The 19,218-nt window shown below is 44.6% G+C and carries 19 protein-coding genes; 5 read left to right on the top strand and 14 right to left on the bottom strand.

From position 1 onward, the window contains the following. Positions 1 to 10: 10 nt before the first annotated feature. The 11 genes from hemH to FLAVO9R_RS18595 all read right to left on the bottom strand — a co-directional run bounded on the left by hemH (position 11) and on the right by FLAVO9R_RS18595 (position 13,130). Positions 11 to 1,090, bottom strand: coding sequence for a ferrochelatase (gene hemH / locus FLAVO9R_RS18545; RefSeq protein ID WP_159533723.1), 1,080 nt, complete (start codon positions 1,088 to 1,090; stop codon positions 11 to 13). 157 nt (positions 1,091 to 1,247) lie between these two features. Beyond that, positions 1,248 to 2,849 carry an AbgT family transporter gene (locus FLAVO9R_RS18550; RefSeq protein WP_220099906.1) on the bottom strand — a complete coding sequence of 534 codons (1,602 nt, stop codon included), beginning with the start codon at positions 2,847 to 2,849 and terminating at the stop codon, positions 1,248 to 1,250. A gap of 287 nt (positions 2,850 to 3,136) precedes the next feature. After that, the gene (hflC, locus tag FLAVO9R_RS18555; protein ID WP_013786370.1) at positions 3,137 to 4,018 is read right to left on the bottom strand and encodes a protease modulator HflC; all 882 of its coding nucleotides are present in this window, start codon (positions 4,016 to 4,018) and stop codon (positions 3,137 to 3,139) included. Between the two features lie 5 nt (positions 4,019 to 4,023). Then, positions 4,024 to 5,175 carry an FtsH protease activity modulator HflK gene (gene hflK / locus FLAVO9R_RS18560; RefSeq protein WP_159533725.1) on the bottom strand — a complete coding sequence of 384 codons (1,152 nt, stop codon included), beginning with the start codon at positions 5,173 to 5,175 and terminating at the stop codon, positions 4,024 to 4,026. Positions 5,176 to 5,246: 71 nt separating this feature from the next. After that, complete coding sequence (hflX, locus tag FLAVO9R_RS18565; protein WP_057795589.1) at positions 5,247 to 6,536, bottom strand: ribosome rescue GTPase HflX; 1,290 nt, start codon at positions 6,534 to 6,536, stop codon at positions 5,247 to 5,249. Between the two features lie 17 nt (positions 6,537 to 6,553). Further along, positions 6,554 to 6,805 carry an RNA chaperone Hfq gene (hfq, locus tag FLAVO9R_RS18570; RefSeq protein WP_013786373.1) on the bottom strand — a complete coding sequence of 84 codons (252 nt, stop codon included), beginning with the start codon at positions 6,803 to 6,805 and terminating at the stop codon, positions 6,554 to 6,556. Between the two features lie 77 nt (positions 6,806 to 6,882). Further along, a complete protein-coding gene (miaA, locus tag FLAVO9R_RS18575) occupies positions 6,883 to 7,839 on the bottom strand; it encodes a tRNA (adenosine(37)-N6)-dimethylallyltransferase MiaA (RefSeq protein WP_159533727.1) in 957 nt (318 codons plus the stop codon). Next, positions 7,832 to 9,592 (bottom strand): DNA mismatch repair endonuclease MutL, encoded by a 1,761-nt coding sequence (mutL, locus tag FLAVO9R_RS18580; protein ID WP_159533729.1) that lies wholly within the window; start codon positions 9,590 to 9,592, stop codon positions 7,832 to 7,834. The genes miaA and mutL overlap by 8 nt, the downstream gene beginning before the upstream one ends. A 35-nt stretch (positions 9,593 to 9,627) precedes the next feature. Next, positions 9,628 to 11,007, bottom strand: coding sequence for an N-acetylmuramoyl-L-alanine amidase (locus FLAVO9R_RS18585; protein WP_159533731.1), 1,380 nt, complete (start codon positions 11,005 to 11,007; stop codon positions 9,628 to 9,630). Positions 11,008 to 11,072: 65 nt separating this feature from the next. Further along, positions 11,073 to 11,555 (bottom strand): tRNA (adenosine(37)-N6)-threonylcarbamoyltransferase complex ATPase subunit type 1 TsaE, encoded by a 483-nt coding sequence (gene tsaE, locus FLAVO9R_RS18590; RefSeq protein ID WP_159533733.1) that lies wholly within the window; start codon positions 11,553 to 11,555, stop codon positions 11,073 to 11,075. A gap of 75 nt (positions 11,556 to 11,630) precedes the next feature. Further along, positions 11,631 to 13,130: an NAD(P)H-hydrate dehydratase gene (locus FLAVO9R_RS18595; protein WP_159533735.1), complete on the bottom strand. Its 1,500-nt coding sequence runs from the start codon at positions 13,128 to 13,130 to the stop codon at positions 11,631 to 11,633. A gap of 6 nt (positions 13,131 to 13,136) precedes the next feature. Here FLAVO9R_RS18595 and queG point away from each other — a divergent pair, with 6 nt between their 5' ends. After that, positions 13,137 to 14,288, top strand: coding sequence for a tRNA epoxyqueuosine(34) reductase QueG (gene queG / locus FLAVO9R_RS18600; protein WP_159533737.1), 1,152 nt, complete (start codon positions 13,137 to 13,139; stop codon positions 14,286 to 14,288). A 44-nt stretch (positions 14,289 to 14,332) separates the two neighbouring features. Here the strand turns inward: queG and FLAVO9R_RS18605 are convergent, their stop codons facing one another. The 3 genes from FLAVO9R_RS18605 to nudC all read right to left on the bottom strand — a co-directional run bounded on the left by FLAVO9R_RS18605 (position 14,333) and on the right by nudC (position 17,088). Next, positions 14,333 to 14,863 (bottom strand): hypothetical protein, encoded by a 531-nt coding sequence (locus FLAVO9R_RS18605; protein WP_159533739.1) that lies wholly within the window; start codon positions 14,861 to 14,863, stop codon positions 14,333 to 14,335. Positions 14,864 to 14,919: 56 nt separating this feature from the next. Further along, the gene (gene hemE, locus FLAVO9R_RS18610; RefSeq protein WP_013786381.1) at positions 14,920 to 16,011 is read right to left on the bottom strand and encodes a uroporphyrinogen decarboxylase; all 1,092 of its coding nucleotides are present in this window, start codon (positions 16,009 to 16,011) and stop codon (positions 14,920 to 14,922) included. 243 nt (positions 16,012 to 16,254) lie between these two features. Further along, entirely contained in the window at positions 16,255 to 17,088 is an 834-nt protein-coding gene (nudC, locus tag FLAVO9R_RS18615; RefSeq protein ID WP_159533741.1) for an NAD(+) diphosphatase, read from the bottom strand. Positions 17,089 to 17,258: 170 nt separating this feature from the next. Here nudC and rsd point away from each other — a divergent pair, with 170 nt between their 5' ends. The 4 genes from rsd to FLAVO9R_RS18635 all read left to right on the top strand — a co-directional run bounded on the left by rsd (position 17,259) and on the right by FLAVO9R_RS18635 (position 19,143). Continuing rightward, on the top strand, positions 17,259 to 17,705 hold the full coding sequence (gene rsd, locus FLAVO9R_RS18620) for a sigma D regulator (protein ID WP_159533743.1): 447 nt from the start codon (positions 17,259 to 17,261) through the stop codon (positions 17,703 to 17,705). 74 nt (positions 17,706 to 17,779) lie between these two features. Next, positions 17,780 to 18,253 carry a transcriptional repressor gene (locus FLAVO9R_RS18625; protein WP_159533745.1) on the top strand — a complete coding sequence of 158 codons (474 nt, stop codon included), beginning with the start codon at positions 17,780 to 17,782 and terminating at the stop codon, positions 18,251 to 18,253. Then, a complete protein-coding gene (locus tag FLAVO9R_RS18630) occupies positions 18,243 to 18,707 on the top strand; it encodes a chemotaxis protein CheX (RefSeq protein WP_159533747.1) in 465 nt (154 codons plus the stop codon). Before FLAVO9R_RS18625 ends, FLAVO9R_RS18630 begins: the two co-directional genes overlap by 11 nt. Further along, positions 18,697 to 19,143, top strand: a complete 447-nt coding sequence (locus tag FLAVO9R_RS18635; RefSeq protein ID WP_159533749.1) for a secondary thiamine-phosphate synthase enzyme YjbQ — start codon at positions 18,697 to 18,699, stop codon at positions 19,141 to 19,143. Before FLAVO9R_RS18630 ends, FLAVO9R_RS18635 begins: the two co-directional genes overlap by 11 nt. Positions 19,144 to 19,218 lie beyond the last annotated feature (75 nt).

The following is a 19,218-nucleotide window of genomic DNA, read 5'->3' on the forward strand; positions in this document are numbered from 1 at the left end:
CAAATACTGGCTATTTATCGGCACCTAAGGCGCGAGCTAAGCCAGCTCGTAGTGCAGTATCTTTATTCACAGTCCAACCATGTAAATTCTCTTTAACTAAATCAAACAGCATATCGATATGTTCTTCGTCACTGTTCAGCGCAGGAATATACTCGTATTTTTCACCACCCGCTTCCATGAAGTATTCGCGATTTTCTTCACCTATCTCTTCAATAGTTTCTAAGCAGTCTGCAGAAAAACCTGGGCACATCACTTGAATTGATTTCACCCCATTGCCTGGCAAAGACTTCATCGTTTCGTCAGTATAGGGTTTTAACCACTCTGCTTTACCAAAACGAGACTGGAAGGTAGTCATGTACTCGTCATGAGTTAGCCCGAGTTCTTCTGCTAACAAGCGTGATGTCTTATGACATTCACAGTGATAGGGGTCGCCGTTCAACAAGTAACGCTTTGGAATACCATGATAAGAAAGAATAAGCTTGTCAGCTCTTCCATGTTCTTCCCAATATGCGCGCACTTTATTTGCCAACGCTTTAATATAATCAGGCCTGTCGTTGTAATGATTCACAAAACGTAGTTCTGGTAACCAGCGGCGCTTAGTAAAGTCTTTCGCAATAGCATCAAAGGTAGACGCCGTAGTAGAGGCGCTATATTGAGGGTACAAAGGCAATACCACTAACTTTCTTACACCTTGCGACAACATGCGTTCAATGGTGTCGCTAATAGCAGGGTTGCCGTAGCGCATAGCAAAATCAACCACGACATCGTCGCCATATTCTGCTTTGCAACGCGCCTCTATTGCCGTTGCTTGGGCTTTCGTAATAGTCAGTAACGGTGAACCTTCTTCCGTCCAAACGGTTTTATAAGCTTCAGCTGAACGCTTAGGGCGAGTATTTAATATAATGAGGTTTAAAATGAACCACCAAAGCGCACGAGGGATCTCTACTACCCGTGGGTCTGAAAGAAACTCTTTTAAGTAAGGGCGCAAGGCGGCCGCAGTGGGGCTTTCAGGTGTACCTAAATTGGTAACCAACACGCCTATTTTGTCTGATTGACTGTGAGTAAAACCCTGATTGCTTTTGAACTTCATCAACTATTCCGCACTGAAAAAACAATATAACTAGTATACTGAATTTACGGCAATTTTGGGTGAATAGACCACAAATTTAGCACGATTGGCGCAATTAAATTTAGCGATTAAAAAAGGTGGCCTTTGCCACCTTTTTAGTCTTAATATTTTCAACCAGTTAAGGCTGATAGTAGGTGGCTGCACCTGGCCCAACAGGCATACCTAATACAAAGACCCACAGATAAAACAGTATGGTCCAACCCACGATAAATACCATGGAATAAGGCAGCATCATCGCAATCAAGGTGCCCATACCTAGGTCCTTCTTATACCGTGCTGCCATGGCTAAAATAAGCCCGAAGTAACTCATCATTGGCGCAATAACATTCGTTACTGAATCTCCGATACGATACGCCGCCTGAATAACCTCTGGTGAATAGCCAATCAACATCAGCATAGGCACAAAAATAGGGGCAGTTACTGCCCATTGCGCCGAGGCGCTACCTAACGATAAGTTAACCACACCACACATTAAGATGAATAAAATAAACACTGACGGGCCATCTAGGCCAGCCGCTTGAAGAAGCGCTGCGCCTTTAACGGCTAACACTGTGCCCAAGTTAGTCCATTTAAAGAAAGCCACAAACTGCGCAGCAAAGAAGACCAGGGTAATATACAACCCCATTGCGCCCATGCTTTTTGCCATGGCATCAATTACATCACGATCATTTTTCATCGAGCCTGTAACACGGCCATAAACAAAGCCAGGCACGGCAAAAGAAACAAAGATAAAGGCAACTATGCCTTTTAAGAAAGGAGAACCCGCTACCGCGCCGGTTTCAGGGTGACGCAAAATACCGTTTTCAGGCACAATAGTGAGCGCCAAAATACCGCATACCGCTACAAAGGCGATGCCTGCCCAACGAAGCCCTTTCTTCTCAATATCAGAAGGCGCATCCATTGATTGCTTACTTAAATCTACAGAAGCTTCTGATTCGTCGAACTTACCGAGTCGAGGCTCTACGACTTTCTCAGTAACCAAAGCACCCATAGTGGCCACCACAAAGGTACTGATAAACATGAAATACCAGTTAACTTCTGGGCCTACGACATAATCAGGATCAATCATGTGAGCAGCGGCTTCGGTAATACCTGAGAGCAAGGGATCTACCGTGCCAAGCAACAAGTTAGCACTGTAACCTGCGGATACACCGGCGAAGGCGGCGGCAAGACCCGCGAGAGGGTGGCGACCTAACGAATGAAATATCATAGCGGCAAGCGGTATTAACACCACATAGCCAAGCTCTGAGGCGGTATTTGAAATAATACCTGCAAACACGACAGCAAAAGTAACCGTGCGCTTTGAAGCATTCATCACTAATGAACGCATGGTGGCTGACAACAAGCCTGAATGCTCAGCAACCGACACACCAAGCAATGCAACCAACACAGTGCCAAGAGGAGCAAAGCCGGTAAAGTTAGTCACCAAACCAGTAACAATACGCTGCAAGCCTTCCGCGCTCATTAATGAGATGACTTCTATCATGCCATCAGCTTCGCGACCTTTTGCTCCTTCAGGACGAGGGTCAACTACCGCTAAATCGAAATAGCCAAGAATACCGCTTAACACCACGATAAAGCAGGCTAACATCGCGAATAAAGTCACGGGGTGTGGTAGCAAATTTCCAAGAAATTCCACAGTGGCGAGGAATCGGGAGAATAAACCACCCTGTCCGCCCCGATTTTGGGCAGATTTATCTTTTGTATTTTCCGGAATCAAAACATTCCCTCTGTCGTTTTTATTACCCAGTCATTACTCACTAAGCAGCAGTGATATCTGCCATGAAGTTCAATAATGCTGCGTTTTATAATAATAAATTCGCGCTTATTTTAACGTATTTTGAGCAATTTTGGCAGTAGGTGGGTAAATTGAACAATTTAAAACCTTTGTAAATCGCCGAAAAAACTCAGTAAAACCTATAAATTTCAATTAATTATGCACTTTACAGCAGGCACAAAAAAGCCAGTCTAAAGACTGGCTTTTTAACAGAAAAACGATGTTAGGTATTAATTACCTTTAGATGCGTTCATGTAGCGGAAAAAGTCGCTATCAGGCGCGATCACCATCACATCTTGCTTATTATTGAAGCTGGCTTTGTATGCATCCATACTTCTTAAGAAGCTGTAAAAATCAGCATTTTTAGAATAAACATCTGCATAAATTTCTGCTGCTAAGGCATCACCTTCACCTTTAAGCTGACGAGCATTACGTTCAGCATCAGCAAGCATTACCGTTACCTTTGCGTCTATATCAGCGCGGATAACTTCAGCTTGCTCTTGACCTTCTGAACGGTGTTCTCTTGCTACTGCAGCACGCTCAGCACGCATACGTTGGAAGATTGAGTTACTCACTTCCGTAGGTAGGTTGATTTGCTTAACACGTACATCAACAATTTCGATACCAAGCTCATCAGAAGACGTTGAAGCCTGCTCCATTGCTTGGTTCATTAATGCTGAGCGCTCACCAGATACAATCTGTGCAATAGTACGAGTACCAAATTCAGAACGTAATCCGTTATTCACTTTTTGCTTCAATAGCGCTTCAGCTTGCAACTTATTACCACCTGTTGATAGGTAATAACGGGCAAAGTCGTCAATGCGCCATTTCACGTATGAATCAACAATTAAGTCTTTCTTTTCACTGGTAACGAAACGGTCAGGTGTGTCATCCAACGTTTGTACACGTGCGTCTAAGTGACGAACAGAGTCAATGAATGGCAATTTGAAATGAAGACCAGGTTCAAATACTTTTGTATCACCTGTAGCATCATCTCGTTGAACTTTACCAAATTGAATAACAATGGCACGTTCGCCCTCAGTTACTACGAACAAAGAGCCCGAAGCAAGAACCACTAGAAGTACTAATACTGCAATAGCTAAATTCTTCATCATGATTATCTCCCCTCTCTGTAGCTGTCACCACGCACACCAGAGGTGGATGATGAATTACGGCTGTTTTGACCTTCGTCAGCCACTGGCATTTGTAAGCCTTCTAAGGTGCTGCGTGAACGCGGTGTTGAACTGCCTTGCTGGCGTTCCATGATTTTATCTAAAGGAAGATACATCATGTTGTTCCCACCTTTACTATCCACAAGGATTTTGCTGGTATTGCTTAGTACCTCTTCCATTGTTTCGATGTAGATACGTTCACGTGTTACTACAGGTGCTCTCTCGTATTGAGGTAGCAACTCTTCAAAGCGAGCAACTTCACCCTGCGCTTCAAGCGTTACACGCTCTTTATATGCCTGCGCTTCTTCGTTCATACGATTAACTTGACCACGAGCGCGAGGTTCAATCTCTCGTGCGTAGGCTTCGGCTTCTCGAATGAAACGCTGTTCATCTTCCTGTGCTGAAATTGCATCATCAAATGCATCTTTCACTTGCTCAGGTGGGCGTGCATCACGGAAGTTCATGTCGATAATCGACACCCCCATGTTGTAAGGTTCAATAATAGCTTGAAGCTCTTCCCAAACACGTTGGCGAGCCACTTCACGACCGTCAGTAAGCACATCATCCATTGTTGAATGGCCTACTACGTAGCGAATCGCACTGTCTAAAGACTGGCTTAAGCTCGTTTCCGGGCTTTCGACAGCAAACGTCCAGCGGTACGGATCTACAACGCGAAATTGCATTTCCATCTGTACGCTAACCACGTTCTCGTCTTCCGTTAGCATAGAGCCTGACGATGATTGGTCGCGAATAGATTGCACATCCACAGGAATAACTCTGTCGATAAACGTTGGTGCCCAACGTAATCCAGGTTCAACTTGCTTAGCGTACTCACCGAAACGTAATACTACGCCTCGCTCAGCTTCACGAATGGTGTAAAAACCGCTTACAGCCCAAATGATCACTACCAAGCCAATTAAAATACCAGCACCGATACCGCCCAAGCTCTTACCCGAGCCACCGCTACCGCCGCCAGACTTTCCGAACTTACCGAATAAGTTCTTGAATACATCATCTAAATCGGGTGGACCTTGATCACGTCCGCCGCGATTTTTCCACGGGTCGTTATTATTGCCACCCGGCTCATTCCAAGCCATGCTGATACTCCATAGATTACAGTTTTATTTTTGAAATTCGCATGCATTGCCGTGCTAAAATTTAGCAGCGGTTAATGTCGCACAACATACTCTGATATTCCGTTTTCTAAACGCTTTTCAAGCCTGTTCCAATCTGCCATTGGCATTCGAACATCTACCACCCAATCACCTTGATTATCGTATTCCTCGCTAGATATACAATTCAATTCAAATAGTACACCACGCAGACTACTTTGTGCTGGGGGTATTTTAAGCGTGTAGTTAACCATACTTTTGCTCAGGCATTCTGTTAACGCTTGCCCCAGCAATTCGGTGCCTTCACCGGTTTGTGCTGATAGCCAAACTCGGGTTGGAACACCTTCCTCGTTTCTTTCAATACGAGGGTTTATGTCATCTAGTTTATCAATCTTATTACATATTAGTAATTGTTGAATCTCGCTGGCGTCTATTTCTTCCAATACCGCGTTCACTTCATCAATGGTTTCGCGATATTTCGCGTCTGCAATATCCACCACATGAAGCAAGAGATCAGCTTCTTGGGTTTCTTGAAGCGTGGCTTTAAATGCCGCCACGAGGTCATGTGGAAGATGCCTAATAAAGCCTACCGTATCGGCTAAAATGGCAGGGCCTACGTCTTTCAAATCTATTTTTCTAAGCGTAGGGTCTAACGTAGCAAACAATTGGTCTGCCGCATACACGTGCGCATCGGTAATAGTATTGAAAAGGGTAGACTTACCAGCATTGGTATAGCCCACTAAGGATACTGTGGGAATTTCAGCACGCTTTCTAGACCTACGTCCTTGTTCGCGCTGTTTTTGTACTTTTTCTAAACGACGAAGAATGGCTTTTATGCGCCCACGGAGTAATCGGCGGTCAGTTTCAAGCTGGGTTTCACCCGGCCCACGCAAACCTATACCCCCTTTTTGACGCTCTAAGTGAGTCCAACCTCGAATAAGACGGGTAGAGATGTGACGCAGCTGAGCGAGTTCAACTTGAAGCTTACCTTCATGTGTTCTTGCTCTTTGCGCAAATATATCGAGGATCAGCCCCGTTCTATCTAGCACTCTACATTGGCAGACCGCTTCTAAGTTCCGCTCTTGAGAGGGCGACAAACTATGGTTAAAGATTACGACATTAGCGTCGTGCGCTTTAACTGCTGCTGCAATTTCTTCCGCTTTACCCGAACCCACAAAGAATTTAGCTTGGGGTGCACTTCGCGAAGTTGTAATAACTTCTACCGCGTTTACACCCGCAGAAGACACAAGCAATTCGAGCTCAGCTAAATCTTCTTTGCTGTTTTCATCAGTAAAATTAACATGAACTAGTACAGCCTGTTCACCGGCTTCATAACGGTCAAACAAGCGCGTTACCTTTTAATTTATTCAGCTTTAGTATTTTCAGATTCTCCTGTAGCACTCGGCATAGTAATAGCACGAGCGGGAACAACGGTGGAAATAGCGTGCTTATACACCATTTGGCTTACTGTATTTTTAAGTAGAATCACGAACTGATCAAATGATTCAACTTGTCCCTGTAATTTAATGCCGTTTACCAGATAAATAGATACTGGAATACGCTCCTTGCGTAATGCATTTAAGAATGGGTCTTGTAAAGATTGCCCTTTAGCCATTTGATATCCTTAGTTTTTATTATTCGTGGCCCTTACTCACGGCCACTGCACGTCTAATGTATACCACACTCAACTTATTAGAGTGTGACTTTCGCTGTAATTTTAGTCAAATTATCTTTACAAAATGTGTCTAGCCAAGTGAGGTTTTCCCACCCTCTAAGCCACGTAAGCTGACGCTTAGCGAGTTGCCTAGTTGCAATGATGCCCCTTTCGCGCATTTGCTCATAGGACAATTGGCCCTCTAAATATTGCCACATTTGCCTATAGCCAACCGAACGAATTGACGGGAGGTCTTCATGAAGATCGCCCCGTTCAAACAGTCGCTTAACCTCTTGTTCAAATCCATCGCCTAGCATCATGTCGAATCGCTGGGCAATCCGCTCATGTAAGACGCTTCTATCTTTTGGAGCAATAGCAAATTGGCTAATATCGTAGGGGCAAGGACTGCCTTTCTCGTTTTGCCAGTCTGTTAGCGTTTTGCCCGTTCCACGAAATACTTCTAATGCTCTGGTCAATCTTTGAGGGTCGTTAGGGTGAATTCTGTCACCACTAATAGGATCCACTCGGCAAAGCTCGTCGTGCAATTTTTGCCAACCAGAAGCTTCTGCTTCACTGGCGATTTCACTGCGAATCTTTTCATCTGACTTAGGTAGTGGCGAAATTCCATTTATCAAGGCATTAAAGTACATCATTGTTCCCCCCGCCAATATTGGTACCCTATTTCGACCATGAATTTCTTCTATAAGCCTAATCGCATCGTTACAAAACTGTGAGACAGAGTAACTTTGTGCGGGGTCAATAATATCAATAAGGTGGTGGGGAACTAACGATTTCTCGGCAGCCGTGGGTTTCGCCGTTCCTATATCCATTTCAGTGTAGACCAATGCTGAATCAACACTGATAATTTCACAGTCCATTGTTTCAGCTAGCGCCAGTGACAAACCCGTCTTGCCTGACGCTGTTGGCCCCATAATGGAAATAACAGGTAATTGAGACTGATACTGGTTCGATGCAGATTTTATGCCATCAACCATGGTTATTTCCCCATGATGAAAGCAGGCTCTCTAGGGAGCGCACTTTACCAAATCGCTCTATATATTCCCATTGTTTCACGTCGTTTCTCTCATCCAACCAGTGCCATAATTGTTCGCACAACATTTCATCTAAATCTTGGTCGTCAGTTGAAACTAATTGATAGCGTTTATCATCATTTACAACGTCGCTCTCTAACAGCCTTTCAAACCAACGTATCCATGGGAAGTGCCTAGTACCCGCGGGGACTTGCTGCAATCGGTATTTACCCGCCACTTGATTAATTTCAAAGTTAAGAGCGTTAAGTGCCGCAATTTTTTCAGGCTCAACGTGGGCAACTTCAAGCGCCACTGGCATTAACAAAGGTTGTGAATGTTCAGCTGTTTCAAATACATTTTGTAAATACACGTTCGCGAAAGATTTTACGTCCAGCAGGTAAACATTTTCATTATGTACGTAAATTCTACAATATGAGTTTAGTGTAAGATGCTGACTTTGCTCACGACCGTTTGATGCTGGCGTGTCGCTATTTGGCGTCATTAATCGATTAAAGTTAGATTGATAAGCTGCAGTTGGTGCTTTCGATTGCCTATGCCCCGATAAAGCGTTGCCACCTGAGGCCCTCCCCCCTGATTGCGATGACGAGGCCGGAGAATGACTTAAAGGACGTATATAGTCATGACTTTGTTGCGGTGGATTAAATCTCACAGGTTCATCACAGCTTTCAGCTTCACCATGATGGTGAGTTTCACGCTCATTAGTAATTGAGTGCAATGCATCACACACTGTCTTACAAATAAAATCATGTACCAAGCGCCCTTGCTGAAAGCGAACTTCATGCTTTGCCGGGTGTACGTTCACATCCACGTCTTTTGGATCCAGTGTTAGATAAACAACAAATGAAGGCTGCTCTAGTACACCCCACACACTTTCGTAAGCTTGCCTAATAGCGTGCATAATTAACTTATCTCGCATACCGCGCCCGTTTACGAAGCTAAACTGGCAATCGTTACTGCTACGCAGCATTACTTCGCTGCCTAGCCACGCATTCATGGTAATTCCTTCGTATTCCACATTGATATGCACTGTGTTATCAATAAACTTTTGCCCTACTACAGCGGCAATACGAGGGGCAAGTGAGCCGTGTTTATCGGCAATATAGCGCTTAGTCGTCTTACCGTTGTGTTTCAGAATAAAACTAGCATGGGGATAACTAAGGGCAATGCGCTTCACCACATCTTCAATATGTTGAAACTCCGTTTTTTCGGCGCGCAGAAACTTGCGCCTAGCCGGCGTATTGTAAAAAAGGTCAGCCACATCAATGGTGGTCCCTTTTGGGTGTGCGGCTGGCTGAACATTAACCGCCATTTCCCGGCCTTCACAGTAGGCTTGCCACGCTTCGCTTTGTGATTCGGTTTTTGAGGTTAACGTTAAACGGCTAACTGAACTTATACTAGCAAGGGCCTCGCCCCGAAAGCCTAATGATAAGATGCGCTCTAAATCATCTAATGTTGAAATTTTACTGGTAGCGTGACGGCTAAGCGCAAGCTGCAACTCATCTTTGGCAATGCCTCCGCCGTTATCTTTAAGACGAATGCGTTTATGGCCACCTTTCTCAATATCTATTTCAATTCTATCGGCGCCTGCATCTAGGCTATTTTCTAGTAACTCTTTAACCACTGACGCAGGGCGTTCAACCACTTCCCCTGCGGCAATCTGGTTGGCCAATTGTGGCGATAATAATTGTATAGACAAAAGACACTCGTAGGTAGAAATTGATTAACGTGATGCTAGGTTCTTGGAATAGTTAGTATTTGCCCTATTCTCACCACATCACTATTTAAATTATTGGCAGCTTTTAAGCGGCTAACATTCACATTGTAGCGCTGAGCAAGAAGCGAAAGCGACTCTCCACTTCTTACCGTATGGGTTCGACTATCAGCACGTTCCAGTGCCCATAATGTACCATCTGGGGGGACTTGTTTGAAATAGCGTTTTGCTGCGGTAAACATGGCTTTCGCCAGTTTTTCCCTATGTTTACCCCAGTTAAGGTTTTTCTCTTCTTGCGGGTTAGAAATGAACCCTACTTCAACCAAAATTGATGGAATATCTGGCGCTGTAAGCACAGCAAAGCTGGCCGCTTGAGGTGAACGCTTGTGCAGAGAAGTCACCTGCTTCATTTCCTCAATCACTTTGTTGCCCAAATCATGGCTGGTTGCCATACTGTGGTCCATCGACAGCCCAAGAATAGTTTCCGCTAAATAACGCTCACTCGATTTGTCGCTGATCACTTCTGCGGCACCACCCAGTAATTCAGAGTGACGCTCTGATTTTTCTAGCCAGCGACCTAGTTCTGTATCAGCGCGGCGCATCGATAATACCCACACAGACCCACCTTTGGGTTGTGGTTGGCTAAATGCGTCGGCGTGAATAGATATCAATAAATCGGCTTTTTTCTTGCGAGCCAGCTCAGGACGTTTGTTCGGCGATACGTAGTAATCACCACTGCGAGTCATTATGGCCCGCATACCACGCTCCCCATTAATCATGGCTTCAAGTTTTTTGGCGATGCTTAGCGTAATGTGCTTTTCATACGTTCCGGCAGGCCCTATGGAACCAGGGTCCTCACCGCCATGGCCCGCATCGATGGCCACAATAATATCCCGATTTCGATGGCTACTCGAGCCATCCATTACGACAGAGGAGGTTGAGCTATTTGACGGTGACTTGCTAGATGCGGAAGTATTTGAACTGCTTAAACTCGCAGCTGGCGCACCACTGTCTTTCAAATCAATGACTAGCCTATGCCCGTAGGGTTTAGTGGGCGTCATGGCAAACAAAGACGGCGAGGCCGCACGGTTTAACTCAATTACTACCCGCGCAGAATGTTTATTTTTCGGTGTTGAATAGCGTACCTTGCGCACTAAATCGCCAGACTCAGATTGAAGCGATAACACCTTGCTATCACTCGTATTCGATAAATCGATAACTAAGCGATGTGGGTTTTTAAGGGGGAAGTAGGTGAATTCAGGCGCAGACGACATATCGAGAACAATTCGCGTGTTGTCTAGCGATGGCCAAATTCTTAGCCCATCAATTTGATTTTGGGCTGCATGGACAGTTTGCACTACAACCCAAATGCACATAACCGATAGAATTTTACGTACCATGCTTCGCCTTTATTTTGCTTGTTGCCACAAGCTTATAGTCGTTATTGTTTATCACAGCTCACTATTTATAGCGTTTTACAACCTTGCAATATCTTTGCGCCTTTCACGCTTGTCGCTTCAACACTGAACTGACGACCAGTTGGCACAATATTTATACTAATCACTATATCTGGCGATGCCAAGTATTCAGCGCCATTTTCTGACCATTCTATAAGGGCAATGTTTCCTGTGCCGAAATAATCTCGAATCCCCATGAACTCAAGCTCTTCTGGGTCGGATAAACGATACAGGTCGAAATGATATATTGAGACATTTTCTAATTCGTAAGGTTCCACCAAGGTATACGTCGGACTTTTTACATTTCCGTCATGCCCTAGTGCTTGAATGAAATACCGGCTGAAGGTGGTCTTTCCTGCGCCCAAGTCACCGTTTAAAAATATAATGGCATCTATTGGCTGTTGAGCCGCTACAGCATTCGCCAGATCCTTTGCCATTGCTGACGTATCTTCAGGCGTTGCAGCAAAAAATGAAGAGTGTGGGTAAGACATCTTTTTAACGTTCCACATAATCAAACTAAAAGGCTGATATCGGCATTAAGCCCAAACCAGCCTATGCCAACAGATTTACTGATTAATTAATGCACGTACTGCATCAAATAGATCACTGGCTATCATACCACGTTGTCCATAAAGCTGGGCAATATCATCGCCCGCTTTAGCATGGAGCACCACGCCGTACTTAGCGGCAATATCAACACTAAGGCCTTGTGCCATAAGCGCCCCTAATATGCCGCTTAGTACATCACCGCTGCCCGCCGTTGCCATGCCAGGGTTACCATGGCGGCAAACCCATGTTTTCTTTTCGTTGTCGATAAGCGTACCAGCCCCTTTTAAAACACATACCGCATGGTAGCGCTGTGAACATTGTCTGGCGTAATTAAAACGGTCGCTTTCTACATCTTCAACCGACACACCCAGCAGTCGACCTGCCTCTCCCGCGTGAGGGGTCAGCACGCAGTGTTCTAGTGTGAATGCGGTTGACTGTTTGCATAAAAGGTTTAGCGCGTCAGCATCGATGACAATAGGTTTATTCTCACTTTGACAGTGTTTGAGTACAGCAGCGAATACACTTTGTGACCATTCATCTTGACCAAGCCCAGGACCTATCACTACGCATGACGCCCACGCTAGGGCATCATCTAAATGGCTTGATGTCACCATCAATTCAGGGCGACCTGCGCTTACTTGGATAGTAGAGGCCTCATGGGTATAAACTCGTACCATACCGGCACCACTTCTAAGGGCTGCCTCTCCAGCCAGCCTAATAGCACCCGCCGTTCCGCGATTTCCGCCCACACACAGCAACCTGCCATAGGTACCTTTATGGCTGTGAACATCGCGAGGCCCCATGCCCTTGAAATGCTCAATATTCAATAAGGTTGCACTGGCTTTCGCTAAAGTTTGAAAAGCTTTACCTATGCCTAAATCAGCGTACACCAGCTTTCCGCAAGACTGTTTACCAGCCCCTGTGACCAAACCAGGCTTTATTCCCACAAAGGTGACAGTGACATCAGCTTGCACACAGCGCCCTAAACTTTGACCTGTGTTCGCGTCTAATCCTGATGGTACGTCGATACTTACCACAGGAGTTGATGATTCATTGATGGCATCGATAACGTCGGCGAACTCATTGCGAATGTAGCTGTTAATTCCTGTACCTAATAGCGCATCGATTACCACGTCTGCTTTTTCAATCAAGGAATCATCGAAAGGTTTTATATTTCCGCCAGCATCTATCCATTGCTGCTGTGCTTTGCCCGCATCGCCTTCCAAAACACGATCAGGCTCAATGGCGCATACATGTACTTTTTTACCCGCTTTTTTCGCCTTTAGTGCGGTAATGTAACCGTCGCCAGCATTGTTACCTTGACCTAGTAAGACTAAATACACGTCAGAATTTGCGAATAAGCTTTGGCATTGTTCAAATACCGCACCACCGGCGCGTTGCATTAACGTGAACATATCACAGCCAGACTGAGCAGCCGCTTCGGCTTCATTTTCTCTGACCTGATCGGCCCGAAACAGTTTGTATGATAAACTTGAGGTGAGTTGAGTATCTAGCATAAGTACATGTCCACTATTAATTCTATCGACCTAATTCAATTGACCCAAGATATCAAGGCTTGGGGCCGCGCGCTAGGCTTTCAGCAAGTTGGCATTAGCGACATTGATTTACATCAGCATGAAGCCTATTTAACCGAATGGTTAGAGAACGGCTATCACGGTGACATGGCCTTTATGGCTAACCATGGCATGAAACGGGCTCGCCCCGATGAACTTGTGCCGGGCACACTGCGGGTTATTAGTGTGCGAATGAACTATCTCCCTCCAGATGCTTCATTTGCAAAACATTTAAGCCAATCAGACACAGGATATATCAGTCGATATGCACTCGGCCGTGATTATCATAAGGTGCTGCGAAAACGCCTAAAGCAACTAGGTGATAAAATTACCACCGCGCTGAGCAACACGGAATACCGGCCGTTTGTAGATTCAGCGCCTGTTTTAGAGCACGCAATTGCTGAGAAGGCCGGCATAGGCTGGACAGGGAAGCACAGCTTAACCATTAACAAAGAAGCGGGGTCTTGGTTCTTTTTAGGTGAGCTTTTTATCAACTTACCTTTACCCGTTGATTCACCAGTAGAAGAAGGCTGTGGTACATGTACAGCATGTTTAACAATCTGCCCTACTAATGCCATTGTCGCTCCTTATAAAGTGGATGCTCGACGTTGTATTTCCTATCTTACTATTGAATCAGACAAGGATATTCCCGAGGACCTTCGCCCCTTAATGGGAAATCGAATTTATGGTTGTGACGATTGTCAGCTAATTTGCCCGTGGAATCGTTATGCCAATATTACTGAAGAAGAAGACTTTCACCCAAGAAAGGTATTGCATGGGCAAAGCCTAACCACGCTTTTTTCATGGGATGAAGCAACCTTTTTGACCAATACCGAAGGTTCCCCCATTCGCCGAATTGGGTTTGAAAAATGGCAACGTAATATTGCCGTTGCACTGGGCAACGCCAATTATAGTGCACAAACTGTTAACGCCCTTCAGACAAACCTTGGAAAGGTAAGCGATAAAGTGGATCGGCACATTTTGTGGGCGTTAGCACAACAAGAGAATAAGAAAGCAGGCGTAGCGTTCGAAGAGAAGGCCAATAGACAACAAAAAAGATTAACCAGAGCAGTAGAGAAAGGGTTACCAAGAGACGCTTAAGCACGAAGGTACTGGTTAAATAAAGCAGGTTATATTAAAATCTACTAGGTAGTTGCATCGCTGATGAGCACGGACCTAGATGAAAACTTAACACCAACTTGGGTGTTTCCCTCTTCAATATTACTTACTTCAAGCATTTCACCAAATTGCCACCACGACTGGGCTTTCAAGTCGATAAGCATTTGCTCGAAGCCCGCATGACTGCCTAAATATTCCCCAGTAAACTCACATTCGGATTGCGTGCATTGAAACGTATTCAGGGTCAGTTTTTGCCCACTCGGGTGAAACGCTAAAAATTCCGTTATTTCGTTTTGAACCTGAAAGTCTGATAGGCCTTCATTCATAGCAAAATTGTGACTGTTTTCTGGGGTCTGAATGTTTGATTCGCCAGACATTTGAGGGGTGGCTTTAATCACCCTGAGATTGCTACTTGCAGTGGTACGCGAACGCTCCAGCACAGTATTCAAGCGCTCTTTCTCCACGTTGGAACTTGCCAACTTTCCGTGGTAAAAGCCGAACTGATAACCTGTCACGGCAATAAAGAGGATGAGTACAATAACAACCCAGGGTTTCATGATTTCCTTACCAGCTTGTTGGCGAATCGTAGCTACTGATATAGCTACACATATAACTACTTATGATAAGGCGCACTGAGTTCGTGAACTGAATTCACAAACACACCTGCATTTTCTGGTGGTACATCTAAGTGAATACCGTGGCCTAGATTGAATACATGGCCAGAACCTTCGCCATAGCCCGATAAGATAGTGCCCACTTCTTCACGAATTCTTTCTGGTGAGGCATAAAGCATGGAAGGGTCCATATTGCCTTGTAACGCTACTTTGTCGCCAATGCGCGCACGAGCTTCTGCAATATCAATAGTCCAATCAAGGCCGACTGCATCGCAACCAGTAGCAGCAATAGACTCTAACCACATGCCACCGTTCTTGGTAAACAAAGTAACCGGTACTTTTCTGCCATCGGCTTCACGGGTAAGTCCATCAACAATACGCGCCATATATTGCAATGAAAAGTCTTTATAGTCTCGTGGTGACAACACACCGCCCCATGTATCGAAAATCATGACTGATTGTGCACCTGCTGCTATTTGGGCATTCAGGTATTCCGTTACGGAATCGGCCAGTTTCTCTAATAAAGCATGCAATATCGCCGGTTCAGCAAACGCCATTTTTTTGATTTTAGTGAAGGCTTTACTAGAGCCACCTTCTACCATATAGGTAGCAAGTGTCCATGGGCTGCCAGAGAAACCAATTAAAGGCACGTCGCCATTCAGTTCACGGCGGATGGTGCGCACTGCATTCATTACATACTGCAGTTCGCCTTCTGGGTCTGGCAAACCAATTTTATCTACGTCAGCTTTGCAGGTGATCGGTTTTTTGAATCGCGGACCTTCCCCCGTTTCAAAATAGAGCTCTAAGCCCATCGCATCTGGAATCGTTAGGATGTCTGAAAATAAAATAGCAGCATCTAAGGGAAAACGACGAAGAGGCTGTAAGGTAACCTCACAGGCAAGCTCGGCATTTTTGCATAAAGACATAAAGTCGCCAGCAACAGCACGAGTTGCTTTGTATTCAGGTAAATAGCGACCAGCTTGTCGCATCATCCATACAGGCGTGACATCGACAGGTTGCTTTGATAACGCCCGTAGGTAACGATCATTCTTTAAAGCGGGTTTAGCAGCACTGGTAGCTTTTTGCGACATATGTTCACCTGAAATTAGAAAAATAAAACGGCGAAATTATACCAGTATTCATTTCCTTTTGTGCTAAAAAGCTGTCGTAATTTGGCAACTTGCGACACTTATGCCTAATATTGCGACGAACAATACTTGAAAAAGGGGCTTGCACTAATAGTAAGTGTTTGCTACTAATATATACAGCAACGAGAAAGAAGCCCGCAAAGGGACCGTGCTAAACTCATTGAAACCCTGCTTCGGCAGGGTTTTTTATTTGTCTTCTAATTGCGACAGTGTTTTAGCGATGAGCTGGCCTGCAATCGAGAATGGCGGTGGAATAGTTGGCAATGCATCAACGCTAAACCACTGTGCATCATCAATTTCGTTTTCTTGACACCGAATTTCACCACTTTCATACTCAGCAATAAATCCAACCATTATTGAGTGTGGAAATGGCCAAGGCTGGCTATCGATGTAACGTAGGTTCTTTACTTTTACCCCTACTTCTTCGAATACTTCCCGATGGACGGCTTCTTCTAAGCTTTCGCCACTTTCTACAAATCCAGCAAGGGTAGAATACATATTCGCTTCTTTATGCCTGACGCCTTTTGCCAGTAGCAGCTTTTCATTGTTGTGAATTGAAACAATAATGCATGGCGATACGCGAGGATAACTTCTGTGATGGCACCGATGGCAATGTACTGCCATTTCCCAATTTACTCTTTCGGTGTGCGAACCACATTGCCCACAGAACTGATGAGTTCTTAAAAAATGGACATATTGCCAAGCGCGACCTATGACTGAAAAACCAATATCTTGTTGCTCGAACAATAATTGCCGTAACGAAACCGACTCCCATTGTTCATCTTCTATCGTTTCAGCGCCAAGATCTACAACAAAGACAGGTTCGTTTCTCTGAGCAGATTCGTGCAATGGAGGGAGTTGATGAACCTCTTCGCGATAATTTTCGAGAAAGGTAAACTCATTGATATGCGCTAAAGGAACGTTTATTTCGCCCTTACGAATGACTATCCGACCTTTGGTAAAAATGATCCACTGCCCGATTTCAGTCTCGATTTCACTGTCACTACGCTTTATCATCATAAAACTGTCATCCACCCATTAAAGATATACAAGGTAAGGTAACATATATTTAATTACGACAACTCAGTGGGTTCAATTTGTGTCGTATAGGCTGAGTGTTATACTAGGTTAAAATGCTGGTAAATAACAGGCGCTGAATTAGAACAAGCGCTGATTGAAAGGATCATGAAATGTTACAGCAGTTAGAGAAGGTAAAAGTAAAATGGGGCGGTAAAAGTGACACTGTCGATAATTGGCTGTTAGCCAGACAGTCACTGCTTGTGTCCTATTGTCACTTAGCCGGTTTAGACCAGCAAGGCGAGTCATTGCCTGAGGCAAATGACATTGCTAATTTTTGTGAAAACCTAATGGATTACCTTTCCGCTGGGCACTTCGAGGTCTTTGATATGTTGGTTGACGATGAGGTAGAAGGAAAAGCGTTAAAACAGCGTCTTTACCCAAAACTTACGCAAACCACCGACTCAGCCCTACAGTTTAATGATAAATTCGCAGAGGCACTTACTATTGAACAAGCTGCTGTTTTTGACAGTGAGCTTGCGAATATTGGTGAAACTCTTGAAGAGCGCTTTGCTTTAGAGGATCAATTAATCGCACACATGTACGCCAATGTAGAGTAAGTAAAGTAGGCGAACATCTGTCATTAATGACGTCATTATCAATATAATTAGTAAAATAGCCACGGTAACAATAAATGAATAAAGCCACGCTTATCCACAAAGCTCGCGCATACTGCGAGCAAAGAGGCGCTAGATTTACCCCTCTTAGAGAGAAAGTGTACGAAATATTAGTCGCTAAGCATGGTCCAATGGGGGCCTATGAATTATTAGATGCGCTAAAAGAGACAGAGTCCGGTGCAAAACCTGCCACCGTATACCGAGCGCTTGATTTTTTACTCGATTTCGGTTTTATTCACCGTCTTGAGTCGACCAATGCATTTGTCGCCTGTTATCATTTTGGTTGTAACCATCCTGTACAGTTTCTTATTTGCGACAGTTGTGGTGACGTTGCAGAGATACAGTCTGAAGGTTTGAAAGAAACATTAGATAGTCAGGCAGAGGCCAATGGCTTCAAAGTATCTAAACAAACAATAGAGGCGCATGGTCTTTGTGCTGATTGTCAACAAACGGAAAATACCGTTGCAAAGGAGCACTCCCATGAATGCTGAGTTCGTTAATCCGTTTATCTCGGGTTTACTCAATGTGTTAGAAACCATGGCGCAAACCAAGCTTACTCCAGGTAAACCTAAGCGTAAGCAAGGTGAAGTAGCTAAAGGTGATGTATCTGGATTAATTGGTATGGTGGGCCCTAACGTACGTGGCTCTATGTCTATTACCTTCGAAGAGTCGTTAGCGCTAACAATTATGGAGCGCATGGTTGGAGAACGCCCTGAAAAACTCGATGCAGAGGTTGGGGATATGGTTGGTGAAGTCACCAACATGATATGCGGAAATGCAAAACGCGACCTTGCAGATCGCGGTTTTGAATTTGGAATGGCGACACCAATTGTTGTGTCTGGTAAGCAGCACACCATTAGCCATCAGGTCAGCGGCGCGAAAATCATCCTTCCATTTATGTGCGATGAAGGATTGGCGCACTTAGAGATCTGCTTTGACAAATAATTCCTGGTACTCTGAAAAAATTACATTACCTGAATTTCCTCGTGGCTTTCATTTAATAACAGAGTATATAATTAACGCTTTGCCCATGCTGGAAAGTATGGAGGTAGGCCTTCTTCATTTATGGCTGAAACACACCAGTGCTAGCTTAACAATAAATGAAAATGCAGATCCGACTGTTAGGTCGGATATGGAGGCCTTCTTTAACTATAGTGTAAAAGAAAACTTGCCCTTTTTCCGGCATACTTACGAAGGTAGTGATGATATGCCAGCTCACTTGAAATCAAGTTTATTGGGGTGTCAGGTTTCAATACCGGTGGAAAAAGGGAGGCTACAACTTGGTACTTGGCAGGGCATCATGCTAGGCGAGCACCGAGATATTGGCGGCCAACGAACGATTATTGCCACATTACAAGGGCTAGCGACATCGCCTATATAACAAAGCGGCATATTAATTGCTTAGAACAACTAAGCACAAGCTAGAATTATCATAAATCGATAATCACTCAACGTT

The organism is Alteromonas sp. 38 (assembly GCF_902506055.1).
Lineage (GTDB): Bacteria > Pseudomonadota > Gammaproteobacteria > Enterobacterales > Alteromonadaceae > Alteromonas > Alteromonas lipotrueae.